Origin of the sequence: Pseudomonas trivialis (assembly GCF_001439805.1) — a bacterium.
Classification (GTDB): Bacteria; Pseudomonadota; Gammaproteobacteria; order Pseudomonadales; family Pseudomonadaceae; genus Aquipseudomonas; species Aquipseudomonas trivialis.
Map to the genome: position 1 here is coordinate 32596 of NZ_JYLK01000023.1, position 25607 is coordinate 58202.

The 25607-nt window shown below is 62.4% G+C and carries 24 protein-coding genes; 18 read left to right on the forward strand and 6 right to left on the reverse strand.

The annotated features are described in order from the left end of the window. The first annotated feature begins 142 nt into the window (after positions 1-142). On the forward strand, positions 143-853 hold the full coding sequence (locus TU79_RS23530; RefSeq protein WP_057010234.1) for a PqiC family protein: 711 nt from the start codon (positions 143-145) through the stop codon (positions 851-853). Positions 854-970: 117 nt separating this feature from the next. Here the strand turns inward: TU79_RS23530 and TU79_RS23535 are convergent, their stop codons facing one another. Continuing rightward, positions 971-2503, reverse strand: coding sequence for an AhpA/YtjB family protein (locus TU79_RS23535; protein WP_057010235.1), 1533 nt, complete (start codon positions 2501-2503; stop codon positions 971-973). Positions 2504-2636: 133 nt separating this feature from the next. On the opposite strand from TU79_RS23535, the gene serB reads away from it, so the two are divergent. Continuing rightward, positions 2637-3851, forward strand: coding sequence for a phosphoserine phosphatase SerB (gene serB, locus TU79_RS23540; RefSeq protein ID WP_057010236.1), 1215 nt, complete (start codon positions 2637-2639; stop codon positions 3849-3851). Between the two features lie 67 nt (positions 3852-3918). Here serB and asd read toward each other — a convergent pair whose 3' ends face one another. Genes asd through TU79_RS23555 form a run of 3 tightly spaced genes read right to left on the reverse strand, consistent with a single transcriptional unit; the run spans position 3919 to position 7204 of the window. After that, on the reverse strand, positions 3919-4779 hold the full coding sequence (asd, locus tag TU79_RS23545; protein WP_057010237.1) for an archaetidylserine decarboxylase: 861 nt from the start codon (positions 4777-4779) through the stop codon (positions 3919-3921). A gap of 16 nt (positions 4780-4795) precedes the next feature. Continuing rightward, positions 4796-5611, reverse strand: coding sequence for a rhodanese-like domain-containing protein (locus TU79_RS23550; RefSeq protein ID WP_057010238.1), 816 nt, complete (start codon positions 5609-5611; stop codon positions 4796-4798). Between the two features lie 57 nt (positions 5612-5668). Further along, positions 5669-7204 carry an HDOD domain-containing protein gene (locus TU79_RS23555; protein WP_057010253.1) on the reverse strand — a complete coding sequence of 512 codons (1536 nt, stop codon included), beginning with the start codon at positions 7202-7204 and terminating at the stop codon, positions 5669-5671. A gap of 166 nt (positions 7205-7370) precedes the next feature. Here TU79_RS23555 and motA point away from each other — a divergent pair, with 166 nt between their 5' ends. Further along, positions 7371-8222, forward strand: a complete 852-nt coding sequence (motA, locus tag TU79_RS23560; protein WP_057010239.1) for a flagellar motor stator protein MotA — start codon at positions 7371-7373, stop codon at positions 8220-8222. 3 nt (positions 8223-8225) lie between these two features. Next, positions 8226-9242, forward strand: coding sequence for a flagellar motor protein MotB (motB, locus tag TU79_RS23565; RefSeq protein WP_057010240.1), 1017 nt, complete (start codon positions 8226-8228; stop codon positions 9240-9242). A 57-nt stretch (positions 9243-9299) separates the two neighbouring features. On the opposite strand, the gene rsgA is transcribed toward motB, so the two are convergent. Next, positions 9300-10331, reverse strand: coding sequence for a small ribosomal subunit biogenesis GTPase RsgA (rsgA, locus tag TU79_RS23570; RefSeq protein WP_057010241.1), 1032 nt, complete (start codon positions 10329-10331; stop codon positions 9300-9302). A 108-nt stretch (positions 10332-10439) separates the two neighbouring features. Between rsgA and orn the strand changes: the two genes are divergently transcribed. Beyond that, positions 10440-10982, forward strand: a complete 543-nt coding sequence (orn, locus tag TU79_RS23575) for an oligoribonuclease (protein WP_003236257.1) — start codon at positions 10440-10442, stop codon at positions 10980-10982. A 139-nt stretch (positions 10983-11121) separates the two neighbouring features. Next, positions 11122-11736: a trimeric intracellular cation channel family protein gene (locus TU79_RS23580; RefSeq protein WP_057010242.1), complete on the forward strand. Its 615-nt coding sequence runs from the start codon at positions 11122-11124 to the stop codon at positions 11734-11736. Here TU79_RS23580 and queG read toward each other — a convergent pair. After that, positions 11730-12797 carry a tRNA epoxyqueuosine(34) reductase QueG gene (queG, locus tag TU79_RS23585; RefSeq protein ID WP_057010243.1) on the reverse strand — a complete coding sequence of 356 codons (1068 nt, stop codon included), beginning with the start codon at positions 12795-12797 and terminating at the stop codon, positions 11730-11732. The genes TU79_RS23580 and queG overlap by 7 nt on opposite strands. A gap of 63 nt (positions 12798-12860) precedes the next feature. Here queG and TU79_RS23590 point away from each other — a divergent pair, with 63 nt between their 5' ends. From TU79_RS23590 to TU79_RS26460, 12 genes are all read left to right on the forward strand, one after another. Continuing rightward, positions 12861-13721 carry an NAD(P)H-hydrate dehydratase gene (locus TU79_RS23590; RefSeq protein WP_057010244.1) on the forward strand — a complete coding sequence of 287 codons (861 nt, stop codon included), beginning with the start codon at positions 12861-12863 and terminating at the stop codon, positions 13719-13721. Continuing rightward, positions 13709-14179, forward strand: a complete 471-nt coding sequence (tsaE, locus tag TU79_RS23595) for a tRNA (adenosine(37)-N6)-threonylcarbamoyltransferase complex ATPase subunit type 1 TsaE (RefSeq protein ID WP_057010245.1) — start codon at positions 13709-13711, stop codon at positions 14177-14179. Before TU79_RS23590 ends, tsaE begins: the two co-directional genes overlap by 13 nt. 15 nt (positions 14180-14194) lie before the next feature. Then, entirely contained in the window at positions 14195-15616 is a 1422-nt protein-coding gene (locus TU79_RS23600) for an N-acetylmuramoyl-L-alanine amidase (RefSeq protein WP_015373631.1), read from the forward strand. Further along, on the forward strand, positions 15616-17532 hold the full coding sequence (gene mutL / locus TU79_RS23605) for a DNA mismatch repair endonuclease MutL (protein ID WP_057010246.1): 1917 nt from the start codon (positions 15616-15618) through the stop codon (positions 17530-17532). The genes TU79_RS23600 and mutL overlap by 1 nt, the downstream gene beginning before the upstream one ends. Further along, complete coding sequence (gene miaA / locus TU79_RS23610) at positions 17532-18503, forward strand: tRNA (adenosine(37)-N6)-dimethylallyltransferase MiaA (protein ID WP_057010247.1); 972 nt, start codon at positions 17532-17534, stop codon at positions 18501-18503. Before mutL ends, miaA begins: the two co-directional genes overlap by 1 nt. Before the next feature lie 94 nt (positions 18504-18597). After that, positions 18598-18858 carry an RNA chaperone Hfq gene (gene hfq / locus TU79_RS23615; RefSeq protein ID WP_003171355.1) on the forward strand — a complete coding sequence of 87 codons (261 nt, stop codon included), beginning with the start codon at positions 18598-18600 and terminating at the stop codon, positions 18856-18858. A 12-nt stretch (positions 18859-18870) separates the two neighbouring features. Next, the gene (gene hflX / locus TU79_RS23620; RefSeq protein WP_057010248.1) at positions 18871-20172 is read left to right on the forward strand and encodes a ribosome rescue GTPase HflX; all 1302 of its coding nucleotides are present in this window, start codon (positions 18871-18873) and stop codon (positions 20170-20172) included. 96 nt (positions 20173-20268) lie between these two features. Beyond that, on the forward strand, positions 20269-21444 hold the full coding sequence (gene hflK, locus TU79_RS23625; RefSeq protein WP_057010249.1) for an FtsH protease activity modulator HflK: 1176 nt from the start codon (positions 20269-20271) through the stop codon (positions 21442-21444). Beyond that, entirely contained in the window at positions 21444-22310 is an 867-nt protein-coding gene (gene hflC, locus TU79_RS23630) for a protease modulator HflC (RefSeq protein ID WP_057010250.1), read from the forward strand. The genes hflK and hflC overlap by 1 nt, the downstream gene beginning before the upstream one ends. Before the next feature lie 303 nt (positions 22311-22613). After that, positions 22614-23801: an ATP phosphoribosyltransferase regulatory subunit gene (locus TU79_RS23635; protein WP_057010251.1), complete on the forward strand. Its 1188-nt coding sequence runs from the start codon at positions 22614-22616 to the stop codon at positions 23799-23801. Between the two features lie 54 nt (positions 23802-23855). Further along, entirely contained in the window at positions 23856-25145 is a 1290-nt protein-coding gene (locus tag TU79_RS23640) for an adenylosuccinate synthase (protein ID WP_003236236.1), read from the forward strand. Between the two features lie 146 nt (positions 25146-25291). Further along, positions 25292-25607: transposase family protein (locus TU79_RS26460; protein WP_169793818.1), on the forward strand; the 316-nt coding region annotated here is incomplete at its 3' end.

Sequence of the window (25607 nt, forward strand, 5' to 3'; positions counted from 1 at the left end):
CCGGTAGATCGGTGCTTTGGCGCTGGAGTCATGGCGCATATTCACGGATGATATGGCCTTTCCAGCGCCGGCGTGGCCGAGCGTGTTTAAGTTATTTTTAGTATTACATTGTGGTTCGCCTTGTGGCAGCCACCTGGATGGGATGATGACTGCTCCACGCCTTCCTCTATTTTTGATGCTCGCTGGCCTGTTGGGGCTGGCGGGTTGCAGCACGCACCAACCGGTGTCGCTGTACCAGCTGGACAGCGGAAGTCCGGCTCAGCCCGCACAAACGGCTGGCATGGCTGTATTACTGGGCCCGGTGGTGGTCGCCGACTACCTGCAACGCGAAACCCTGCTGCAACGTCAGAACGACGGCAGCCTGCAAGGTTCCCTGGATGGTCGTTGGGCGGGCAGCCTGTCGTCTGACATCAACCAGTTGATGTTGCGCCAGGTGGCCGGTCAGCTCGACAGCCAGCGCGTGGTGCTGGCGCCTGCGCCCACTGGTTTTACCCCGGATGTGCAGGTGTTATTGACCATTACCCGGCTTGACTCCGGCAAATCGCAGCCGGCGATTCTCGATGCTCAGTGGCGCTTGATCGACCGCCGGGGTCAGGTGCGCGATAACCGTATCGTGCATCTGCAGGAAGAACATGCCGGCACCACCGCGTCCCAGGTTCAGGCCCAAGGGGTGTTGTTGCAGCAGTTGGCGCAGCAGTTGTCGGTGGCCCTCAAGCCATTGGCCAACCAGCCGCCAATTGCCGAAGCCACACGCAGGCAGGCTCCGGCACAAGCCAAGCCGGCCGCTCCGGAAAAGCCGAAGATGCCGATGGCCACGCCGATTCGTACAGATATGGAAGTGTTCAGGTTCTAAGCCCAAGCCGCTTCCACAAAAAGGCCCGCTGAGTAAGCGGGCCTTTTGTTTGGCCAGGATTCAAGCCCTTGCCCCTGGCCAAATGTGGGAGGGGGCTTGCTGGTTTTACCGTGTTGTTCAGGACTTGCTGCGGGTCTCATGCATCCGCGCCAGCTGACGCTCCAGCATCGATGGGTAGGGCTCCATCAACCGCTCCACGCAGCTCGCTCCCTCGGGGCTGGCAATCGGGCGAATGCGCGCGCGCTGGCGGATCAGCCCGTCTTCACTGATCTTGCGTTCCACCAGCAGCAGGTTGCGGCTGTGTTGGGACAGTGCCAGCGCATCCTGAGCGATTTCGGTCAGCAGCAAGTCGATCTGGCTCATGCCGAACAGATCGTCGCCGACCGTCAGGCCCAGCTGCAATTGCAGGGTGATGCCGCTGTCGGCCACTTCTATCTGCAGTTCATGCCCCAGGGCGCGCAGCAGCTCACCGCAGCAAATGGCATTGGTCAGATAGTCCTCACCGCTGTCTTCGCTGTGGAACAGCATCAGCGTGCTGCCATCGTTCAGGGTGTGCAGTTCGCTCTGGTACAGCGAGGCGGCCTGGTCGAGGCAGTCGCGATAGCGTTCCAGCAGTTCGGTCAGGCGGGCGCGGGGCAGGCGGCGCAGTTGCTCCTGGGAGCCCAGTTGCACGGCGAGCACGGCGCTGTGCTGCGGTTCGGTGTTTTTCACCACTGCCGCTTTTGGTGCCGCCGCAGGGTTGGCCGCCGACGTGTCGCGCAGGTCGGCGAACGGGTCTTCGTCGTCCAGTTCGTCTTCCTGGGCCTTGATCACCTGACGCGGTGCGGGCTTGGCGCTGGCGACCGGGGCGCTTTCGTCAAAGCCTGGGTCGCGCAGGTCACGGACTTCAAACTCGGGTTCGTCGTCGTAGTCGGTGTCGTCGTACTCGGGCTCGGGTTCAACCGCGGGCGCCACCGGCTCCGGCGCAAAGCTTGCGTGGAGCTGGCGCGCGAGGTCGCCGATTTCATCCTGGCGGTCGGTGGCCGGCGTGTGCTCGTCGATATCGCGCAGCCAGATGCGCAGTTGCATCAGCGGCGTGGAGATATGCCGACCCAGGCGCAGACTCAAGGCCAATGCCAATGCCAGCAGAATCGCGCTGAGGATGCCCATGCTTTGCAGGCTGATGGTCATCGGCTGCTGGAATTGCTGCATGTCCAGGCTGATGCGCAACTGGCCCGCCTTCACATCCTGAAACGTGATATTGCTCTGATACAGGCCTTCGGCTTCGCCCAGCAGGCCGTTCTTCGGCCGTTGCCCGGCTTCGGCCATGATCCGGTTGTCCACGCTGTAGATGGCAGCATGGGCCACCAGCGGGTTCTTGGTCAGATTGTTGAGCAGCACGTTGAGGCTGAGGATGTCGTTGGACACCAGCAGCTCGGTCGCCGAGGTGGCGGTCTGGGTCGTCAGGCTCTCGCCCAGGGCGTCAGCCTGCTCGTGCATGGCCTGCTTGAACTGCAAGCCCATCACGCAGGCGTAGATCACCAGCGCCAGGGCGACCAGGATCACGTTATGGCTGGCGATGCGTAATGCTATCGGCACACGGCGATGGCGCAGTGCCCGGAAGATCAGCAGGAAGAAGTTATCGGTTTTTACTGGCGTGGGCCGGTTCACTTGCGCTCGGCTCTTGGTCCGTGAAGTTGACGCGCAGTATAGCGACAGGCCCTGTACCGGCAAAGCGCTCGCTGTGCCCGATGGTCACTGAAAGTGGGTAGAATGCGGTTTTTTTCCAGCCTGGGGGTGCGCCTTGCGCGAAATTGTCCTGATAAACATCACCGGCGTTGATCGCCCGGGCCTTACTGCGGCCATCACCGGCGTTCTGGCCCAGGGTGGTGTGAACATTCTCGACATCGGCCAGGCCGTGATTCACGACACCCTGTCGTTCGGCATCCTGGTGGAAATCCCGAGCGAAGAACGGGCTGCGTCCCTGCGTACGGAAATGCTGTCTACCGCGCAAACACTGGATCAACAGGTGCGTTTCACCCCGCTGTCCGAAGCGGACTACCAGCGCTGGGTGGACGGCCAGCGTGATAAGCGCCATATCGTTACGCTGCTGAGCCGCAAGGTCACGGCCGAGCAGTTGCAGCGCGTCAGCGCGATCACCGCCCATCACGCCTTGAATATCGACCATATCGACCGTCTGTCGCGGCGCATGCCTCTGGACACGCCGACCGACCTGGACAAGGGCTGCATCGAGTTCTCCGTACGCGGCGAACCGGCCGACCCGCGGGCCCTGCGCGCTGAATTTCTCAGCGTGGCGCAGGAATTGAACGTCGATATCGCCTTCCAGGAAGACTCGCTGTACCGGCGCAACCGCCGTCTGGCGGTGTTCGACATGGACTCCACGCTGATCGAGGCTGAAGTTATCGACGAACTGGCCAAAGCCGCTGGTGTAGGTGAACAGGTCTCGGCCATTACCGAACGCGCCATGGCCGGCGAGCTGGACTTTCGCGCCAGCTTCAAGGAACGCCTGGCGTTGCTCAAAGGGCTGGATGTCGGCGTACTGGACGCCATCGGCGCCTCGCTGCGCTTGACCGAAGGCGCCGAAATCCTGTTCGCCGAACTCAAGCGCCTGGGCTACAAGACCGCGATCCTGTCCGGCGGCTTCACCTACTTTGCCAAGCAATTGCAGGCCAGGCTGGGTATCGACTATGTGTTCGCCAACGAGCTGGAAGTGGTGGACGGCAAGGTGACCGGCGTGGCGGTCGAGCCGATTGTCGACGCGCAGCGCAAGGCTGATTTGCTCAGGGAGCTGGCGCACAAGGAAGGTTTGCGACTGGAACAGACCATTGCGGTGGGCGACGGCGCGAATGACTTGCCGATGCTGGCGATTGCTGGCCTGGGTGTGGCGTTCCGCGCCAAGCCGTTGGTGAAGCAATCGGCCAAACAGGCGATTTCGACGCTGGGGCTGGATGGGGTGTTGTATCTGCTGGGCTTTCGCGACCGCGACGGGCAGGTTTAAGCGGTTTCCAACTGCAGGCATGCAGTAAAAATGTGGGAGGGGGCTTGCTCCCACATTCAGAGCGGTGTCAGGCTTTGGGTGAGCCGATACCCTGGCCCATCTGCACCGGCGAGCCGGCCACGAGTTCCTGCGCCCACGTCACCTGATCCGGCCCAAACAGCACGATTGCGGTCGAACCCAGCTTGAAGCGACCCAGTTCAGCGCCTTTCTCCAAATGAATCGGCGCCCGCGCGGCTTCGTCATAACGGAAGGTTTTCAGCGCACGCTTGGGCGGCGTAACCAGGCCCGCCCACACGGTCTCAATCGACGCCACAATCATCGCGCCCACCAATACCACCGCCATCGGGCCGCGCTCAGTGTCGAAAATGCAGGCAACACGTTCGTTACGGGCAAACAGCTCGGGGACGTTTTCGGCGGTGGTCTGGTTGACCGAGAAGATGCGCCCCGGAATGTAGACCATCTCGCGCAGGGTGCCGGCCAGTGGCATGTGCACCCGGTGGTAGTCCTTGGGCGACAGGTACACGGTGGCGAAGTCACCGCCCATGAACGGCGCAGCCACCGCCGCGTCACCGCCCAGCAGCTCCAGCACGCTGAAGCTGTGGCCCTTGGCCTGGAAGACCCGGCCGTGTTCGATCGGACCAAGCTGGCTGACCGCGCCGTCGGCCGGGCTCAGTACCGCGCCCGGCGTCTGGTCCAGTGGGCGCGCGCCGTCTTTCAAGGCGCGGGTGAAGAAAGCGTTGAAGTGCTCGTAAGCCGTCACGTCTTCCACCAGGGCCTGGGACATGTCCACCTGATAGCGCTTGGCGAACCAGGTGGTGAAGGCATTCTTGAACCAGCGCACGCGGCACTCGGCAATGCAGCCGGCCAGGCGCGACAGCAAGTGGTGCGGCAGCAAGTACTGGCTGAGGATAAACAACTGCTTTTTCATTAATTGTCCTTAAACCTTAAATCTCAACGGGGGTGTCGGGGTGGTTGCCCCATTCGCCCCAGGAACCGGCATAACCTTTGACTCGCGGATAACCGAGCGCCTTGGCCACCAGGTAGGTGAAGCCAGAGCGGTGGTGAGTCTGGCAGTGGGTGATGATTTCCTTGTCGCGGGTAAGCCCCAGGTCTTCGAGGATCTGCGGCATGTCGCGGCGAATGCGCAGGTTGCGCGCCTTGTCCATGCCAGCGGTCCACTCGAAGTTGACGGCACCGGGGATGTGGCCGCCCTTGGCTGCCAGCACCTTTTCGCCGGAATACTCCAGCGGGCCGCGTGCGTCCCAGATGCCCAGATCGGCAGCGCCGAGGCGGCTTTGCAGGTATTCGCGGGTGGCGGTGGGGCCGTCGTGCAGCGTGAGGCTGACCGGGCCGCCGGCCGGGGCGGGCACTTCGGTTGAGAGCGGGTAGTGCTCTGCCTGCCAGGCCAGCAGGCCGCCGTCGAGGTAGTGGTACTTCTGGTGGCCGATCACGTCGAGCAGCCAGATGAAGCGCCCGGCCCAACCGCCGCCTTCGTCGTCGTACACCACGTAGGTGGCGTCCGGGGTGTGGCCCAGTTCGCCGAACAGCTTCTCCAGTTCGGCCTTGTCCGGCAGCAGGCCGGGCGCCGGTGGCTGGCCCAGTTGGGTGCGCTTGGGGTCAACGAAATGCGCGCCGGGGATATGCCCTTCGGCGTAGCGGGCGGCACTGGTGAGGTCCACCACAATCAGGTGCTCGGCATCCAGTTGACCAAGCAGGTCGCTGGACTCGATCACCAGCGGCAAGCCAGAGAAGTCAGGCATGTGAGGTCTCCTGGGCACAAAAGTGGGTGATAAAGGAGGGCGATTGTAGCGCAAGCATCAGGCGCTGCGGTTGGTAAAGCAGTGCAGGGCTTTCTCGGTGCATTGGGCGGTTTTGCCGAAGGCCTGCACGGTGGTTTCCGAAAAAGGCCCGCCGCCCTGGTCGGCGATCATCAGCATCACTACCTTGCCATTGCAGCTCAGCGAGCGCAGCAGCAGGTGCTCACCGGCGAACAGGCGGCGCAGGATCGGCGGCAGCAAGGCCGAGAATTGCGCATGGTTGTCGGGCGTGAGGCGCACCTGGGCGGACTTTTCCAGCAGGCGCTGCAGCAGCGTGCTGTTGACCACGTCCAGGCTCAGGTTGGTCGCGTCCCTGGGCAGGCCGTCGACTTGATGTACGCGTAAAGTGCTCTGGGCGCGATCCGTCATCAGCAGCATCACCCGCTGCATGCCGCTGGCCACCAGCGCGTCCCGGGCGCAGGTGGTCAGGTGCATCGCGTTGGCGAAGCGGCTCGGCTCCTGCAGCAACTCGGTGCAGTGCCTGCGCCACACGGCGAGGGCTTCGGCGGTGGGCGGTGGCGCCGGCAGCAGGCCGCGATGGACCTTCTGCACATGCCATGGCCAGATCAGCGACAGCGCCGGATGCCAGAGGTCGGGCATCAGGGTGGTACGGGCGCTGGTGACGGCTTGCTGGTGTGCCTGTTGTTGCACATCGGCCAGCGGCTCTTGCAGGTACAGCGCGGTGAGGTACTGCCAGCGCTCGGCGTGCGGGCAGGTCCAGGACTCCTGGGCCGACATCGCCAGGCCGTTGGCCAGCAGCACGGTATTGGCCGGCTGGTTGAGCCAGCGGCGCAGGTTGGGCTCGGCGTCGAGCAACTGTTGGTGGCGCAGCGCGTCATCTTCGCGGGCGATGCGCAAGGCCTTGACCAGCAGGCGTTTCTCGTTGCGCAGCAGCGTATAACCCTGGGACACCCAGACCGGCAGGTGCCAGGCTTCGGTCAGCCCCAGACACAGGTCCAGAAGGCGCACGCCGAACACCTGTTGCTCGACCGCGCGGGCGCTCTCGCCTTTATGGATGACCCGCAGTTCCCATTCTTCCAGCAGCTTGGGATAGGCCACGGCCATCGGCCACAGCGGCGACAGAAACAGCAGGCTGCCCCAATGGATGTCCTGCCACAGGCGCGCCAGGCGGCTGGCGAACAAGCCGCTGGCCTGCTGGGACGCGTGCTGGCTCACCAGCAGCAATTGGCGCAAGGCCAGCGGGATTTCCTGGGCGGGCACCGAGGGCAGCCGCGCGAGCAGTTCTTCGGCGCGCTTGAGGCCCAGGCGGTTGAGCGCCACTTCGAGGTTTTCCGCCGGTTCCGTCATGCTGCCCTGGGTATGGCTGTTGGCTTCGCGCATCACGCTAAGCACCAGCGCCGGGCTGTTTTGCATCAGCTCGGCAATATCTCGCAACGAACTGCGGCTGTCGCGAATGGCCTTGCACACGCGCTCATGGGCGGCCTGGGGCACGGGCAGCAGCACGTCGTCCAGGCGCTTGATCCAGGCGGCGAGGGTGGCGGGTTTGGCACTTGGGACGCTGGTTTCATTAGCCATCATTGGGGCGCGATCATCACTTGCGTTCAAGATGCCCGGAACGGGCTGAGTTGGCTTTTCGCCTTAACGGGCTATAGTCTGGCGCAGTTTTGCCGATAAGTAGAACAAGAGTTTTCAGCTGCACCCATTATGTCCATGAACCCGACGGCGCAAGTACAGATCCCCTATGGCTAAAATTATCGGCATCATTGTCGTCATCGCGAGCGTGCTCGGTGGGTACGTCTTGTCCCACGGTAAAATTGCCGCATTGATCCAGCCTTTCGAAGTGCTGATTATCGGCGGCGCCGCGTTTGGCGCATTCCTGCAGGCCAACCCCGGCTACATGACCATGCACGTGATCAAGAAATCGGTGGGCATGTTCGGCTCGCGCTTTTCTCACACCTTCTATCTGGAAGTGCTGGGGCTGGTCTACGAGATCCTCAACAAGAGCCGTCGCGAAGGCATGATGGCTATCGAGGGCGACATCGAAGACGCCGCGGCGAGTCCGATCTTCGCCAAGTACCCGGCGGTGCTCAAAGACGAGCGCATGACCGCGTATATCTGTGATTACCTGCGCATCATGTCCTCCGGCAACATGGCTCCCCATGAGCTGGAAGGCCTGTTCGACATGGAGTTGTTCAGCCTCAAGGAAGAGCTGGAGCATCCATCCCATGCCGTGACCGGCGTCGCCGACGGCATGCCCGGTTTCGGTATCGTTGCGGCGGTGCTCGGCATCGTGGTGACCATGGCTTCCCTTGGCGAAGGTGACCAGGCGGCCATTGGCATGCACGTGGGGGCGGCGCTGGTGGGGACCTTCTTCGGTATCCTGGCGGCCTACGGCTTCTTCGGTCCGCTCGCCACCTGCCTGGCCCACGACGCCAAGGAAGAAGTGAATCTGTACGAAGCGATCAAGGCCAGCCTGGTGGCGTCGGCCTCCGGCATGCCGCCGTCGCTGGCCGTGGAATTCGGGCGCAAGGTGCTCTACCCCAAACATCGCCCGAGTTTCTCCGAGCTGGAGCAAGCGGTTCGCGGTCGCTAAGCCATGGAAAACAACCAGCCGATAATCATCAAGCGCGTCAAGCGCTTCGCTGCGGGGCACCATGGTGGCGCCTGGAAGATCGCCTTCGCCGACTTTGCCACGGCGATGATGGCGTTCTTCCTGGTGCTGTGGTTGATGTCCACCGCCACGCCCGAACAGAAGATCGCCATCGCCGGTTACTTCAAGGACCCGATCGGCTTCTCGGAAAGCGGCACGCCTTTTGTGATCGACCTGGGTGGCTCACCGCAGTTGGCGCCGGAGCGCACCATCAACCCGGAGGTACAGACCGAGTCGCCGCAGGACAAGATTCCCGTGGAGCGCGATACCGTCGAGAGCATGGCCGAACAGGTCGAGCAGGAACGCCTCGAACTGTTGCTGCAGGAGTTGCAGAACAAGGTCGAAGAAAACCCGCAGTTGCTCAAGTTCAAGGATCAGATTTCGTTCGAGATCACCCCGGAAGGCCTGCGCATCCAGATCACCGATGCCGCCAACCGGCCGATGTTCGATTCCGGCAGCGCACGTCTGAAACCGTACTTTGAAGACATCCTGCTGGCCATGGCCGACACCATCAAGGCGGTGCCGAACAAGATCAGCATCAGCGGCCATACCGACGCCAAGCCGTACGCGGGCCAGGGCGACTTCGGCAACTGGGAGCTGTCGGCCAACCGCGCCAACGCCGCCCGGCGTGCGCTGGTCGCCGGCAGTTACCCCGACCCGCAAGTGGCACGCGTGGTGGGGTTTGCCTCCTCGCAGCTGTTTGATCACAAGGACCCCTTCAATCCGGTCAACCGCCGCATCGATATCGTCGTACTGACCAAAAAGGCCCAGCGCGCGATTGAAGGCGACCAGCCGCCACCGGCACCCGCCCAGGGTGAAGGCGCACCGGGTGAAGTGCCCACCGACCCGAACGCGATTCCGCCAGGGCAGGAGCCGTTACCGGCCCATGAGCTGCGCCAGAAGCTGAATTTGTTTGATGATGGCGGAGTGAAGGATCCGACGGTGCCTGGGACGGGGTCCTAGGCGCAATGGACCAGGGGGACCCACGACTCATTTTATCTGTCTCAGGAAAATGCCTGGTCAGTAACTGCTCTCAGGCAAGCTCGCAATAATCGACCGATAGCTGTTCATCCGCTGCTGCTGCACACGTCCGTCTTCCAGTGCCTTGAGCAATGCGCACCCTGGCTCGCGGTCGTGTTTGCAGTCGCGGAAGCGGCAGGTGCCGATCAGGTCGTTGAACTCGATGAACCCCGCTTCCACATCGCTGCGGCTGACATGGCCCAGGCCGAATTCACGAATGCCGGGGGAGTCGATCAGCTCGCCGCCGCCCGGGAAGTGGAACAAGCGTGCGGTGGTGGTGGTATGCGTGCCCTGGCCGGACAGCTCCGACAGCGGGCCGACGCGGGTGTCGACGTCCGGCAGCAGGCTGTTGACCAGTGACGACTTGCCCACGCCCGATTGGCCGACGAACACGCTGATACGCCCGTCCAGCTGCTGTTGCAGCTGTTCCATGCCGTCACCGTGATGGGCCGACACTTCCAGCACCGGGTAACCCAGGGTGCGGTACACCGCCAGCAGCGCGTTGAGCGCGGGGGCGTTCTGGTCGTCGATCAAGTCGAATTTGTTCAGCAGCAGCAGCGGGCGAATGCCGGCATGCTCGGCTGCGACCAGGTAGCGGTCGATCAGGTTGGCATGGGGCTCGGGCAGCGGGGCGAACACGATCACGATCATGTCGACGTTGGCCGCTACCGGCTTGAGCTGACCACGGCTGTCGGGACGGCGCAGCTCGGTGGTGCGCGGCAGTTGGGCGACGATGACGCCGATGCCCTGATTGCCGGCACGCCACACCACCTTGTCGCCGGTGACCAGCGCCGGCAGGTTGGCGCGCAAGTGGCAGCGTGACACTGAACCGGCGAGTTCGCCTTCCAGCGCCTCCACTTCGACCTGCACACCAAAGTGCGCGATCACCAGGCCCGTCTGTTCGGGGCCAAGGTCGCCGCCTTCTAGCGCTTCCACGGCGGAGGATTCACGTTTGGCGGCGCGCGCGGCGCGTTCGCCTTGAATCTTTTCGATGCGCCAGTTTTGGCGACGATTGAGCTGGCGTTTGGCCATTGGTGTTCCGTGTCGATAATACAAAGATAGGGTGAAACGGTCGCGAGTCTAGCACGCCGCCGCCTGCTAAACTGCGCCGCTACGCCAAGGTGCCAAGAGAATCAAGCCATGCTGAACCCACAGAACCTGATTTGGATCGATCTGGAAATGACCGGTCTGAACCCCGACACCGACGTCATCATCGAGATGGCGACGATTGTCACCGACAGCAACCTCAACACCTTGGCCGAAGGTCCGGTGATCGCCATCCACCACAGCGACGCGGTACTGGCCACCATGGATGAGTGGAACACCCGCACCCACGGCAATTCCGGGCTGACACAGCGCGTGCGCGACAGTCGCATCAGCATGGCCGAAGCCGAAGCCGAAACCATCGCGTTTCTGGAGAAGTGGGTGCCCAAGGGCAAGTCGCCGATCTGCGGCAACAGCATCTGCCAGGATCGGCGTTTCCTCTATACGCACATGAAGGGGCTGGAGAGTTACTTCCACTATCGCAACCTGGATGTGTCCACCCTGAAAGAGCTGGCCGCGCGCTGGGCGCCCGAGGTTAAAGACAGCTTCCATAAAGGCAGCACGCACCTGGCGCTGGACGACATTCGCGAGTCGATTGCCGAGTTGCAGCATTACCGCAAGCATTTCATCAAGGCTTGAAGATGTATTGACTGGCCTGGCGCTATCGGGAGCAAGCCCCCTCCCACATTGATGTGCGAACGCAGTCAAATGTGGGAGGGGGCTTGCTCCCGATGGACGCGACTCGGTCACCTTTGATGCCCATGCAAGGACCGCCCGCATGCTGCTGATGCTCTACCTCATCGCCATCACCGCCGAAGCCATGACCGGCGCCCTGTCCGCCGGTCGGCGCGGCATGGACTGGTTTGGCGTGGTGCTGATTGCCTGTGTGACGGCACTGGGGGGCGGTTCGGTGCGCGATGTGTTGCTCGGTCACTACCCGCTGACGTGGGTCAAACACCCGGAATACTTGATACTGACTTCGATTGCAGCACTGGTGACGATCTTCGCCGCGCCGCTGATGCGCCGTCTGCGCTCGCTGTTCCTCGCGCTGGACGCCGTGGGGCTGGTGGCTTTTACCCTGATTGGCTGCATGACCGCCCTGGAAATGGGCCATGGCATGCTGGTGGCTTCGGTCAGCGGCGTGATCACCGGAGTGTTCGGCGGCATCCTGCGGGACATCTTCTGCAACGACATTCCGCTGGTCTTCCGCCGTGAGCTGTACGCCAGCGTGTCATTCCTCGCCGCGTGGTTCTACCTGCTTTGCCTTTACCTGGAATTACCCAGCGAACAGGCCATTCTGCTGACACTGTTCAGCGGATTTCTGTTACGCCTGCTGGCGATCCGTTTTCACTGGGAAATGCCCAAGTTCGTCTATAACGACGACGTTCATTGACGTTCGGCGTGCTGTTTCAGCGCCCATTCCACATGCTCGCGCACCAGCTCTGAAGGGTAGTCGCGCCGCGCTTTCAACGCCTCCAGCACCGGAATGCTCGACGGCGCATTGCCCAGGCCCACTGCCAGGTTGCGCAGCCAGCGCTCATAACCGGCGCGCCGCAGCGGTGAGCCTTCGGTGCTGCTGAGAAATCTGTCCTCGTCCCACAGGAACAGTTCGGCCAGCCCTGCGTTATCCAGATTGTGCCGTGGCTTGAAATCGCTTTCGGCGGTGGGCCGGGCGAAACGATTCCACGGGCAAACGATCTGACAGTCATCGCAGCCAAACACGCGGTTGCCGATCAGCGGGCGCAGGTCCTCGGGAATCGCGCTCTTGAGTTCGATGGTGAGGTAGGAAATGCAGCGCCGGGCGTCCAGCACATAGGGGCCGACGAAGGCATTGGTCGGGCAGATATCCAGGCACGCCGTGCAGCGGCCGCAATGTTCGGTGCTGTGGGGCGCGTCCACCGGCAGCGGCAGGTCCACGAACAGCTCGCTGAGGAAGAAGTAGCTACCGGCCTTGCGATTGAGGACCAGGGTGTTTTTACCGATCCAGCCGAGCCCGGCCTGTTCGGCGATGGCTTTTTCCAGCACCGGCGCGCTGTCGACGAAGGCACGAAAGCCGAACGGGCCGATCTGCGCCTGAATGCGCTCGGCCAGTTGCTGCACACGCTTGCGGATCAGCTTGTGGTAATCACGGCCCAGGGCGTAACGCGAGATGTAGGCTTTTTCCGGCTGTGCCAGCAAGTGGGCCATCTGAGTGTCACCGGGCAGATAATCCATGCGCAGCGACACCACGCGCAGGGTGCCCGGCACCAGCTCATCGGGATGGGAGCGTTTGCTGCCATGGGCGCCCATGTAATCCATCTCGCCGTGATAGCCCGCGTCGAGCCAGCGTTGCAGGTGCTGCTCGTGCTCGGCGAGGTCCAGGCCGCTGATGCCCACTTGTTGGAAGCCCAGCTCGCGGCCCCAGTCCTTGATCGATTGGGCAAGCGCGGGGAGGTCGGAGGTAATGACAGGCATGAGACAGGGGAAACCACGGGTTAGATAGGTATAATTCTGCCAGACATCGGAGCTTGAAGACGCATGCCTCAGACAAAAGACGAAATAACCGACGTTCAGCCACTGTTGCCCGGTCATTTGCCGCAACTGCCTGCACGTTCCCCGGATGCCCATAAAGGCCAGTTTGGTCATCTGCTGGTCATTGGCGGCGACCATGGATTTGGTGGCGCCGCGCTGCTGAGCACCGAAAGCGCCCTGCGCAGCGGCGCCGGCATGGTTTCCCTGGCGACCCGGCCTGCGCATGTGCCGGCGGCGCTGGCGCGACTGCCGGAAGTCATGACGCTGGGCGTGAGCTCGGCCAACCAGTTGATGGGCCTGTTGGAAAAAACCTCGGTCATCGTCATGGGTCCGGGCCTGGGTGAGTCGGCCTGGGGCAGAAGCCTGTTATCGGTGGCGGCCAACGCCAAACGGCCGCAGGTGTGGGACGCGGACGCACTGAACCTGCTCGCTGCAGGCCATGTCGACTTGCCGGCCAATTGCGTGATCACCCCCCATCCGGGCGAGGCCGCGCGTTTGCTGGGCATTACCACCGCCGAGGTTCAAGCTGATCGCCTCAATGCGGCACTCGCGCTGAGCCTCACATTAAATGCCGTGGTTATTCTCAAAGGAGCTGGCAGTCTGATTGCAAGCCCCGATGGGGACGTTGCCCGCTGTGACCAGGGCCATCCCGCCATGGCTGCGCCCGGTCTGGGTGATGTATTGGCCGGGTTGGTGGGTGCATTGCTGGCCCAGGGCATGCCGGCTTATGACGCCAGCTGCCTGGCGGTGTGGCTGCACGCTACGGCAGGTGATCGCCAGGGCACCTTCGGTCGCGGGCTGGCGGCCAGCGACCTGATCCCCGCCATTCGTCAATTGCTGGAGGAGCAGTCGCCGTGTCTGACGTAACCCTGTTCCTGGCCGATGAAGATGCCATGGTGGCGCTTGGGAATCGTATCGCCGCCGTCACGGCAGGCGCCGGGCTGATCTTCCTCGAAGGCGACCTCGGCGCGGGCAAGACCACGTTGTCGCGGGGGATTATCCGTGGGCTGGGGCACGCTGGCGCGGTGAAAAGTCCCACCTTTACGCTGGTCGAACCCTACGAGATCGGCGACGTGCGCGCCTTTCACTTCGACCTGTATCGCCTGGTCGACCCCGAAGAGCTGGAATACATGGGCATTCGCGATTACTTCGACGAAGATGCGCTGTGCCTGATCGAGTGGCCAGATAAAGGTGCAGGCTTTTTGCCAAAGCCTGACATGACCATTACCATTACGCCGCATGAAACAGGACGTCAGCTGAAGTTGTTGCCCCAGAGCGCGCGTGGCCAGTCGTGGTGCGCCGCTTTGGCATTGGAATTCAAATAATTGGTGGGGTTAGGTATGCGCTTTCGCGCGTTGGTTGCTGTCGTGGGAGTGTTGCTTGCGGCAATGACTGTCAATGCTCTGGCTGCTTCACAGGTGAAAAGTGTTCGCCTGTGGCGAGCGCCGGATAACACGCGACTGGTGTTCGACCTGTCTGGCCCTGTCCAGCACAGCGTCTTTACCCTGGCGGCGCCTGATCGCCTGGTGATCGACATCAACGGCGCGACCCTGGCCGCACCGCTCAAGGTGTCCACCGCCAACACACCGATCACCGCCATGCGCTCGGCCCAGCGTACGCCCACCGACTTGCGCGTGGTCATCGACCTGAAAAAGGCCGTGACCCCGAAAAGCTTTTCCCTGGCGCCCAACGCCCAGTACGGCAACCGGCTGGTGGTCGACCTGTTCGACAATGCCGCCGACGCCAACCCGACGCCTGCGCCGACGCCGAGCGTGGCGACGGTGCCCGCCGTGCCGGTCAACCCGTCGCAACCGCAGGTGAAATTGCCGCCGCCGCCGCCCGCGCCGCCGGGCAAGCGCGACATTATTGTGGTGATCGACGCCGGCCACGGCGGTGAAGACCCGGGGGCCTCCGGCTCGCGCGGCCAGCATGAAAAAGACGTGGTATTGGCCATCGCACGCGAGCTGCAGCGCCAGGTCAACGGCATGAAGGGCTATCGCGCCGAGCTGACCCGCACCGGCGACTACTTCATTCCATTGCGCGGCCGTACCGAAATCGCGCGCAAGAAGGGCGCCGACCTGTTCGTTTCGATTCACGCCGACGCCGCGCCCTCCAGCGCCGCCTTTGGCGCCTCGGTGTTTGCCCTGTCCGATCGCGGTGCCACGTCCGAAACCGCACGCTGGCTGGCTGACAGTGAAAACCGTTCCGACCTGATCGGCGGGGCGGGAAACGTGTCCCTCGACGACAAGGACAAGATGCTCGCCGGCGTATTGCTCGACCTGTCGATGACCGCTTCGCTGACCTCCAGCCTCAATGTCGGCCAGAAAGTCCTGAGCAACATCGGCCGGGTCACCTCGCTGCACAAACAGCGTGTGGAGCAGGCCGGGTTCATGGTGTTGAAGTCGCCGGATATCCCGTCGATTCTGGTGGAAACCGGGTTTATCTCCAACGCCAACGAAGCCTCCAAGCTGGCCAGTGCCAGCCATCAGCAGGCCCTGGCGCGTTCCATCAGTGCCGGCGTGCGTCAGTTCTTCCAGCAGAATCCGCCGCCGGGTACCTACATTGCCTGGCTGCGTGATTCCGGCAAAATCGCCCAGGGCCCGCGCGACCATCGCGTGCAGCCCGGCGACACCCTGGCCATGCTGGCGGTGCGCTTCCAGGTCTCGCCCGCCACGTTGCGCAGCGCCAATAACCTGAAGACCGATGAACTGAAAGTCGGCCAGGTGCTGACCATCCCCGGCACTGAATTGGCGGCGCAGTAATGAGCGAGTCCTTGTTGAACAGTGGCTCGCGCATTGAATTGCTCAGCCCGCGCCTGGCCAACCAGATTGCCGCCGGTGAGGTGGTTGAACGCCCGGCGTCGGTGATCAAGGAACTGCTGGAAAACAGCATCGACTCCGGCGCCAAACGCATCGATGTCGACGTGGAGCAGGGCGGCGTCAAGCTGCTGCGCGTACGCGACGATGGCAGTGGTATCTCCTCGGATGACCTGCCACTGGCCCTGGCCCGTCACGCCACCAGCAAGATCCGCGACCTGGAAGACCTGGAGCGGGTGATGAGCCTGGGTTTTCGCGGCGAGGCCCTGGCGTCGATCAGCTCCGTGGCGCGCCTGACCCTGACCTCGCGCACCCGCGATGCCGAACAGGCCTGGCAAGTGGAAACCGAAGGCCGCGACATGGCCCCGCGCGTTCAGCCGGCGGCGCATCCGGTGGGGACGTCGGTGGAAGTGCGCGATCTGTTCTTCAACACCCCGGCCCGGCGCAAGTTCCTCAAGGCCGAGAAAACCGAATTCGATCACCTGCAGGAAGTCATCAAGCGCCTGGCCCTGGCACGTTTCGACGTGGCGTTTCACCTGCGTCACAACGGCAAGACCATCCTCAGTCTGCACGAAGCCCATGACGATGCCGCGCGTGCCCGGCGGGTCTCGGCGATCTGCGGCGCGGGTTTCCTGGAGCAGGCGCTGCCGATCGAGATCGAGCGCAATGGCCTGCGCCTGTGGGGTTGGGTGGGGCTGCCGACGTTCTCGCGCAGCCAGGCGGACTTGCAGTATTTCTTCGTGAATGGCCGTGCGGTGCGCGACAAGCTGGTGGCGCATGCGGTGCGGCAGGCGTATCGCGACGTGTTGTTCAACGGGCGGCATCCCACCTTTGTGTTGTTCTTTGAGGTCGACCCTTCGGTGGTCGACGTCAACGTGCACCCGACCAAGCATGAAGTGCGCTTCCGCGATGGGCGCATGGTGCATGACTTCCTGTATGGCACCTTGCACCGCGCCCTGGGCGATGTGCGTCCGGACGATCAACTGTCGGCGCCGATCGTGACGGCAGTGGTGCGGCCGACCGGCCCCGAGGCCGGCGAGTTCGGGCCGCAGGGCGAAATGAGCCTGGCGGCCAACCTGCTGCAATCGCCGCAGCCACAGCCTTCGTACAGCGCGCCCGGCTCGGGCGCTGGCGCGGGCTATCAGTATCAATACACGCCGCGCCCGCAATCGACCGTGCCGGTGGCCGAGGCCCAGGCAGCCTATCGCGAATTTTTCGCGCCGCTGCCGGGTGCCGAGCCGGGCGCCGCCGTTGCGTTGCCCGAAGGTGGCGGTGATATACCGCCGCTGGGTTATGCGCTGGCCCAGCTCAAGGGCATCTACATCCTTGCGGAAAACGCTCACGGCCTGGTGCTGGTAGACATGCACGCCGCCCACGAGCGGATCATGTACGAGCGCCTCAAGATCGCCATGGCCAGCGAAGGCCTCAGCGGCCAGCCGCTGCTGGTGCCCGAATCCCTGGCCGTGAGCCAGCGCGAAGCCGACTGCGCCGAAGAGCACCATGGCGTGTTTCAGAAGCTCGGTTTTGAACTGCAACGCCTGGGCCCGGAAACCCTGGCGATCCGCCAGATTCCGGCGCTGCTCAAACAGGCCGAGGCCAACCGGTTGGTGGCCGACGTGCTGGCCGACCTCATGGAATACGGCACCAGTGACCGTATCCAGGCGCACATCAATGAGCTGCTGGGCACCATGGCCTGCCACGGCGCGATCCGCGCCAATCGCCGCCTGGCCCTGCCGGAAATGAACGGTCTGCTGCGCGACATGGAAAACACCGAGCGCAGCGGCCAGTGCAACCACGGCCGACCGACCTGGACCCAGATGGGCCTGGACGATCTGGACAAACTGTTCCTGCGCGGCCGCTGATGAGTGCCTTGCCCCCCGCGATCTTCCTGATGGGCCCCACGGCCGCCGGCAAGACCGACCTGGCCATCGAGCTGACCAAGGTGCTGCCGTGTGAGCTGATCAGTGTCGACTCTGCCCTGGTTTACCGGGACATGGATATCGGCACCGCCAAGCCTTCCAAGGCGCTGCTGGCCGAGCATCCCCATCGCCTGATCGACATCCTCGACCCGTCGATGAGCTATTCGGCTGCGGATTTTCGCACTGACGCCCTGGCAGCCATGGCCGACATCACCGCGCGGGGCAATATCCCGCTGCTGGTGGGCGGCACAATGCTCTACTACAAGGCTTTGCAGGAAGGGCTCGCCGACATGCCGCCCGCCGATGCCCAGGTGCGCGCCGAACTTGAGGACGACGCTGCCCGCCTTGGCTGGCAAGCCCTGCACGACCAATTGGCGGCCGTGGACCCGGTGTCTGCCGCGCGCATTCACCCCAACGACCCGCAGCGCCTCACGCGCGCGCTGGAGGTCTGGCGTGTGAGCGGGCAGACCATGACTGAACACAGGCTGAAACAAACTGCGCTAAGTGCTGATGCAGACGCGTCGGGTCAATCACAATTGCCCTATACTGTCGCGAATCTGGCCATTGCCCCGGCAAATCGCCAGGTGCTGCATGAACGAATTGCGCAAAGATTCACGATTATGTTGGAACAGGGGTTTGTGGACGAGGTCGTAGCTTTGCGTTCCCGAGGTGACCTGCATGCCGGGCTGCCTTCGATACGCGCTGTAGGCTATCGCCAGGTCTGGGATTATCTGGATGGCAAGCTGACGTCAGTCGACATGCAGGAGCGGGGCATCATCGCCACGCGCCAATTGGCGAAGCGCCAGTTCACCTGGTTGCGCAGCTGGAGCAAATTGCACTGGCTGGACAGCCTGGACAGCGACAATCTGTCACGCGCCTTGAAATACCTGGGGTCGGTCTCCATATTGAGCTGAGTCCCTGTAATTGCCGTCTATCCTTGGGGGTGTGACGGCCATAAGCTACCCATTTCTCGATTTTTCATTATTTATCCTTAAAGGAGTGCGGCACATGTCAAAAGGGCATTCGCTACAAGACCCTTACTTGAACACTTTACGTAAAGAGAAAGTGGGGGTTTCCATCTACCTGGTCAACGGTATCAAGCTGCAAGGCACGATCGAGTCGTTCGACCAGTTCGTGATCCTGCTGAAAAACACCGTCAGCCAGATGGTTTACAAGCACGCTATCTCGACAGTCGTCCCCGTTCGTCCAATCCGTCTGCCTAGTGCAGCGGGTGATGATGCAGCTGACGCTGAGCCAGGTAACGCCTGATAGGAGTCTCCTTTGTTCTTTGAGCGCCACGGTGGTGGTGAGCGAGTGATCCTCGTTCACTTGGATGGACAGGACCCTGAGGCGCGCGAAGATCCGCAGGAGTTTCAGGAGTTGGCAAATTCGGCCGGCGCCGAGACCGTTGCGTTTTTTAACGTGCCGCGTCATCGGCCAACCGCCAAATACCTGATCGGCAGCGGCAAGGTCGAGGAGCTGCGCGACCTGGTCCACGCCGAAGAAGCCGATCTGGTGATCTTCAATCACACCCTCACGCCCAGTCAGGAACGCAACCTCGAACGTGTCTTCGAGTGTCGCGTGATCGACCGCACCGGTCTGATTCTCGATATTTTTGCCCAGCGCGCCCGAACCCATGAAGGCAAGCTGCAGGTCGAACTGGCCCAGCTTGACCACATGAGCACGCGCCTGGTGCGCGGCTGGACTCACCTTGAGCGTCAGGGTGGCGGTATCGGCATGCGTGGCCCGGGTGAAACCCAGCTCGAAACCGACCGACGCCTGCTGCGGGTGCGCCTGCGCCAGATCAAGGGGCGCCTGGAGAAGGTTCGCAGCCAGCGCGAGCAATCGCGTCGGGGCCGTTCGCGTGCGGATATTCCCACCGTGTCGCTGGTGGGCTATACCAACGCCGGCAAATCCACACTCTTCAATAATGTGACGAAGTCGGACGTGTACGCGGCCGACCAACTGTTCGCCACCCTTGACCCGACCTTGCGCCGCCTTGATATAGGCGACCTGGGGCCGATTGTCCTGGCCGATACGGTAGGTTTTATTCGCCACTTGCCCCACAAACTGGTTGAGGCCTTTCGGTCTACGCTCGAAGAGTCCAGCAACTCCGACCTGCTGCTGCATGTGATCGATGCGGCCGAGCCTGACCGCATGCTGCAGATTGAACAAGTGATGGTGGTACTGGGCGAGATTGGTGCCCAGGACTTGCCGATCCTCGAGGTCTATAACAAACTCGATTTGCTTGAGGGCGTTGAGCCACAAATCCAGCGCGACGAGAACGGCGTACCCCAACGGGTATGGCTGTCGGCGCGCGATGGCAGTGGTCTGGAGCTGCTTGAACAAGCGATTGCCGAACGGCTCGGCAGTGATTTGTTCGTCGGCACCTTGCGCTTGCCGCAACGTTTTGCTCGACTGCGTGCACAGTTTTTCGAACTGGGCGCGGTACAGAAAGAAGAACACGACGAAGAAGGTGTCAGCTTGCTGGCCGTTCGGTTGCCGCGCTCGGAGCTCAATCGGCTGGTCAGCCGCGAGGGTGTGGTGCCGGAGGAGTTCATCGAACAACACACTTTGCAATAAAAGCCTCCTAAAGCGGTTGTGCCGCAGTGGCAGGCATTCTGTAGCATTGGTCGGCGCGCCGTGGGCGCGTCTTTGCTTTATCAGATGGAGAGCGCTATGGCTTGGAATGAGCCGGGTGGCAACTCGAATAATCAGGATCCTTGGGGTGGTAAGCGCCGCAATAATGGCGACCGCAAGGGGCCACCAGATCTCGACGAGGCCTTCCGAAAGCTGCAGGAAAGCCTGAATGGGTTGTTCGGTGGTGGAAAAAAACGGGGTGGTGACGACGGCGGTCGCACAAGCAAGGGCGGTGGCTATGGCCTGCTGGGCCTGGGTCTTGTCGTGCTGGCGGCCGTTTGGCTGTACAGCGCCGTTTACGTGGTGGACGAGCAGGAGCAAGCCGTGGTGCTGCGCTTCGGCAAGTACTACGAGACGGTCGGGCCGGGCCTGAACATCTACTTCCCGCCGATCGACAAGAAGTACATGGAGAACGTTACACGTGAGCGTTCCTATACCAAACAGGGCCAGATGCTGACCGAAGACGAGAACATCGTCGAAGTGCCGCTGACCGTGCAGTACAAGATCACCAACCTGCAGGACTTCGTGCTGAACGTCGACCAGCCGGAAATCAGCCTGCAACACGCCACCGAAAGCGCCTTGCGCCATGTGGTGGGTTCCACCGCCATGGACCAGGTGCTGACCGAAGGCCGTGAGTTGATGGCCAGCGAAATCAAGGAGCGCCTGCAACGGTTCCTCGATACGTATCGCACCGGTATCACCGTCACCCAGGTGAACGTTCAAAGCGCAGCCGCACCGCGTGAAGTGCAGGAAGCCTTCGACGACGTGATCCGCGCCCGTGAAGACGAGCAGCGTTCGCGCAACCAGGCTGAAACCTACGCCAACGGCGTCGTGCCGGAAGCCCGTGGTCAGGCCCAGCGTATCCTTGAAGATGCCAACGGCTACCGTGACGAAGTGGTCTCGCGCGCCAAGGGTGAGGCGGATCGCTTCACCAAATTGGTCGCCGAGTATCGCAAGGCGCCCGAGGTCACCCGTGAGCGTCTGTACCTGGACACCATGCAGGAAGTCTTCAGCAACACCAGCAAGGTTCTCGTGACCGGCAGCAAGGGTGGGCAGAACAACCTGCTGTACTTGCCGCTGGACAAGATGATCGAGGGTGGTCGTAGTGGCACCAGCGCGCCGTCCACCGGTTCGAACGCCGCTGCCAACGAAGCGAGCGCCCGTGCGGCCGCTGACCTGCTGCAACAGCAAACACGTACCAGGGAGAGTCGTTGATGAGCAATAAATCGCTGACCGCCCTGATTGTGGGCGTCGTCGTGGTCATCGCTGCCTGGAACTGCTTCTACATCGTCGCTCAGACCGAGCGCGCGGTGCTGCTGCAATTCGGTCGCGTGGTCCAGGCGGATGTCCAGCCCGGCCTGCATGTGAAGGTCCCCTACGTGAATCAGGTGCGCAAGTTCGACGGTCGCCTGATGACCCTGGACGCACCGACGCAGCGCTTCCTGACCCTGGAAAAGAAAGCCGTAATGGTCGACGCCTACGCCAAGTGGCGCGTCAAGGATGCCGAGCGGTACTACACCGCGACTTCGGGCCAGAAGCAGCTTGCCGATGATCGTCTGTCGCGGCGTCTCGAATCGGGCCTGCGCGACCAGTTTGGTAAGCGCACCCTGCACGAAGTGGTATCCGGTGAGCGTGATGCGCTGATGGCGGATATCACCCGCTCGCTGAACACCATGGCGGAAAAGGAATTGGGTATCGAAGTGGTCGATGTGCGCGTCAAGGCCATCGATCTGCCCAAGGAAGTGAACCGCAGCGTGTTCGAACGCATGAGCACCGAGCGTGAGCGTGAGGCGCGTGAGCACCGTGCCAAGGGTAACGAACTGGCTGAGGGGATCCGTGCGGATGCCGACCGTCAGCGTCGTGTCCTGCTGGCGGAAGCCTATCGCGAGTCTGAAGAGGCGCGCGGTGATGGCGATGCGCAAGCGGCGGCGATCTATTCCAAGGCTTATGGCCAGGACCAGGAGTTCTACGCGTTCTACCGTAGCCTGCGTGCCTACCGCGAAAGCTTCGCGAACAAGACCGACGTCATGGTGCTGGACCCAAGCAGCGAGTTTTTCCGCTACCTGGAAAAATCCAAGTAATCAGCTCGTCACTGTGCAGGAACCACTCCGTCGGGCGGCTAAAATGCCTGGCGGGGTGATCCTTTCAGAAAACGGGTGTATGATGCGGCAGCCGGGAAATTCCCGGCTTTTTTGCGTCTGCATGTTTGATTGTTGATGGCCGCGCAGACGCCACCGGTTTTTCGAGGAAAGTGCCCGACGAGGCCATTTGCAGGCCGTTCGTCACGTCGCTCTTGCGCGTGGTTTATGCAAGGGGCGGGTGTTTTCTGCTTCACTCAAGGCTCGGCCGAGGGCTGGCCGCCCGGATCAAAGGGGAATGGCGTAATGGCAACGGTAGACCGCTGGCTGCTGCCAGATGGCATCGAAGAAGTACTGCCACCAGAGGCTGCGCGCATTGAAATCGCGCGTCGCCAGGTGTTGGATCTGTTCCAGAGCTGGGGTTACGAGTTTGTCGTGACTCCCCATATCGAGTACCTGGAATCCCTGCTGACCGGCGCGGGCCAGGACCTGGATCTGCGCACCTTCAAGGTTATCGACCCGCAATCGGGCCGGCAGATGGGCTTTCGTGCCGACATCACGCCACAGGTTGCGCGCATCGACGCGCACACCCTGCGCCGCGAAGGCCCAAGCCGCCTGTGCTACGCCGGCAGCGTGCTGCATGCGCAGCCGCGTGCCTTGTCGTCCTCACGCAGCCCGATCCAGCTGGGGGCCGAGCTGTATGGCGACGCTAGCCCGAGCAGCGACGTTGAAGTGATCAGCCTGATGCTGGCCATGTTGCAACTGGCAGACGTGCCGGATGTGCACATGGACCTGGGCCACGTGGGTATCTACCGTGGTCTGGCCCGAGCGGCCGGGTTGTCCGGCGAAGTGGAGCAGCAGTTGTTCGATGCCCTGCAACGCAAGGCCATCGATGAAGTCATTGCCCTCACCGAAGGCGTGCCTGCAGACCTCGCCGGCATGCTGCGTGCGCTGGTCAACCTGTGCGGTGGCCGTGAAGTGCTGGACGCCGCGCGTGAGCGCCTGGCCAATGCGCCGGTGTCGGTATTGGCCGCACTGGACGACGTGCTGGCCATCGCCGAGCAGTTGTCGGCGCGTTTCCCGCAGTTGCCGCTGTACTTTGATCTGGGCGAGTTGCGCGGCTACCACTACCACACCGGTGTGGTGTTCGCCGTGTTCGTACCGGGTGTTGGCCAGGCCATCGCCCAGGGCGGTCGTTATGACGATATCGGCGCTGACTTTGGTCGCGCGCGTCCGGCAACCGGCTTTTCCACCGATTTGAAAACCCTGGTGACCCTGGGGCGTGCTGAGGTCGAGCTGCCGTCTGGTGGCATCTGGATGCCCGACAGTACGGACGCGGCACTCTGGCAGCAGGTTTGCCAGTTGCGCAGTGAGGGTCAGCGTGTCGTCCAGGCCTTGCCTGGGCAGCCATTGGCCGCCGCCCGTGAAGCGGACTGCGACCGGCAATTGATTCAGCAGAACGGGCTTTGGCAAATATCGCCACTGGCTTCTTGAGTTTTCCTGCCGGCCATCGCCGGCACCAAGTTTGCGCGAATGAGGACAAGTGTTATGGGTAAGAATGTCGTAGTCCTGGGCACCCAATGGGGTGATGAGGGCAAAGGCAAGATCGTTGATCTGCTGACCGAACATGCTGCCGCCGTAGTGCGCTATCAGGGCGGCCACAACGCTGGCCACACCCTGGTCATCGATGGCGAAAAAACCGTCTTGCACCTGATCCCGTCGGGCGTATTGCGCGAAGGCGTGCAGTGCCTGATCGGCAACGGCGTGGTGGTGGCCCCCGACGCCCTGCTGCGCGAGATCACCAAGCTGGAAGAGAAAGGCGTACCGGTGCGCGAGCGCCTGCGCATCAGCCCGTCCTGCCCGCTGATCCTGTCCTTCCACGTTGCCCTGGACCAGGCCCGTGAAAAGGCGCGTGGCGAGCTGAAGATCGGCACCACCGGTCGCGGTATCGGCCCGGCGTACGAAGACAAGGTTGCCCGTCGTGGCCTGCGTGTGGGCGACCTGCTCAACATGCCGCGCTTTGAAGACAAGCTGCGTGAACTGGTGGATTACCATAACTTCATGCTGGTCGGTTACTACAAAGAGCCGGCCATCGAGTTCGACAAGACCCTGGCCGAGTGCAAGGAATACGCCGAGCTGCTCAAGCCGCTGATGCTGGACGTGACCGCCGAGCTGCACGACCTGCGTCGCGCCGGCAAGGACATCATGTTCGAAGGCGCCCAGGGCTCGCTGTTGGACATCGACCACGGTACCTACCCGTACGTGACCAGCTCCAACACCACTGCCGGCGGCGTTGCCACCGGTTCCGGCGTTGGCCCGATGTTTCTGGATTACATCCTGGGCATCACCAAGGCCTACACCACTCGCGTGGGTTCGGGACCTTTCCCGACTGAGCTGTTCGACGCCGTGGGCGCGCATCTGGCCAAGCAGGGTCACGAATTCGGCGCCACCACCGGCCGTGCCCGTCGTTGTGGCTGGTTCGACGCCGTTATCCTGCGTCGCGCCATCGATGTGAACAGCATCTCCGGCATCTGCCTGACCAAGCTGGACGTACTCGACGGTCTGGAAGCCATCAACATCTGCATCGGCTACAAGGATGCGCAAGGCAATGACGTGGCACCGACCGACGCTGACAGCTACGTAGGCCTGCAGCCGGTGTACGAAGAAGTGCCGGGCTGGAGCGAATCGACCGTGGGCGCGAAGACCCTGGAAGAGCTGCCGGCCAACGCCCGTGCCTACATCAAACGCGTTGAAGAGTTGATCGGTGCGCCGATCGACATTATTTCGACGGGGCCGGACCGCAACGAAACCATCGTTCTGCGCCATCCGTTCGCTTGATAAGCGATTGATGTAAAAAGCAAAGGGTTCCTTCGGGAGCCCTTTTTCATGGTTCTTCACGGAATCCCGGGAAACACAGAAACAAGAACGCCGATTTGATTGATGATGTTCGTGCGAGCAAACACATCTACCAAACCGGCGTTCTTATGCACGATATTAATACTTTCCTTCCTTTTTGGGAGGGCTTTTCTGTCGTTAACATCAAGCCTGATGGTGACGCCCTCCAGATCGATCTGACTCCCCACTCCACCCGATTCCCTTCTTGCGGCGGCTGCCAGAAACCCTGTTCAACCACTCATGAGTATTGCGAGCGAGTGATTCGTGATTTGCCCATACTCGGTCGTGCGGTGCGCCTCAGCGTTTTGCTCAGGCGGGTTGGCTGTCGTGACTGTGGCAAACGCATGGAGGCTGTCAGTTGGCTAGACCGCTACGCTCGCATGACGCGCCGCTTGGCCGAGACGG

Coding starts and splice junctions, on each gene's coding strand:
- TU79_RS23530 (WP_057010234.1), top strand. CDS start 143: ATGATGACTGCTCCACGCCTTCCTCTATTTTTGATGCTCGCTGGCCTG.
- asd (WP_057010237.1), bottom strand. CDS start 4,779: ATGAAAAAGCAGTTGTTTATCCTCAGCCAGTACTTGCTGCCGCACCAC.
- TU79_RS23550 (WP_057010238.1), bottom strand. CDS start 5,611: ATGCCTGACTTCTCTGGCTTGCCGCTGGTGATCGAGTCCAGCGACCTG.
- TU79_RS23555 (WP_057010253.1), bottom strand. CDS start 7,204: ATGGCTAATGAAACCAGCGTCCCAAGTGCCAAACCCGCCACCCTCGCC.
- motA (WP_057010239.1), top strand. CDS start 7,371: ATGGCTAAAATTATCGGCATCATTGTCGTCATCGCGAGCGTGCTCGGT.
- motB (WP_057010240.1), top strand. CDS start 8,226: ATGGAAAACAACCAGCCGATAATCATCAAGCGCGTCAAGCGCTTCGCT.
- rsgA (WP_057010241.1), bottom strand. CDS start 10,331: ATGGCCAAACGCCAGCTCAATCGTCGCCAAAACTGGCGCATCGAAAAG.
- orn (WP_003236257.1), top strand. CDS start 10,440: ATGCTGAACCCACAGAACCTGATTTGGATCGATCTGGAAATGACCGGT.
- TU79_RS23580 (WP_057010242.1), top strand. CDS start 11,122: ATGCTGCTGATGCTCTACCTCATCGCCATCACCGCCGAAGCCATGACC.
- queG (WP_057010243.1), bottom strand. CDS start 12,797: ATGCCTGTCATTACCTCCGACCTCCCCGCGCTTGCCCAATCGATCAAG.
- TU79_RS23590 (WP_057010244.1), top strand. CDS start 12,861: ATGCCTCAGACAAAAGACGAAATAACCGACGTTCAGCCACTGTTGCCC.
- TU79_RS23600 (WP_015373631.1), top strand. CDS start 14,195: ATGCGCTTTCGCGCGTTGGTTGCTGTCGTGGGAGTGTTGCTTGCGGCA.
- mutL (WP_057010246.1), top strand. CDS start 15,616: ATGAGCGAGTCCTTGTTGAACAGTGGCTCGCGCATTGAATTGCTCAGC.
- miaA (WP_057010247.1), top strand. CDS start 17,532: ATGAGTGCCTTGCCCCCCGCGATCTTCCTGATGGGCCCCACGGCCGCC.
- hfq (WP_003171355.1), top strand. CDS start 18,598: ATGTCAAAAGGGCATTCGCTACAAGACCCTTACTTGAACACTTTACGT.
- hflK (WP_057010249.1), top strand. CDS start 20,269: ATGGCTTGGAATGAGCCGGGTGGCAACTCGAATAATCAGGATCCTTGG.
- hflC (WP_057010250.1), top strand. CDS start 21,444: ATGAGCAATAAATCGCTGACCGCCCTGATTGTGGGCGTCGTCGTGGTC.
- TU79_RS23635 (WP_057010251.1), top strand. CDS start 22,614: ATGGCAACGGTAGACCGCTGGCTGCTGCCAGATGGCATCGAAGAAGTA.
- TU79_RS23640 (WP_003236236.1), top strand. CDS start 23,856: ATGGGTAAGAATGTCGTAGTCCTGGGCACCCAATGGGGTGATGAGGGC.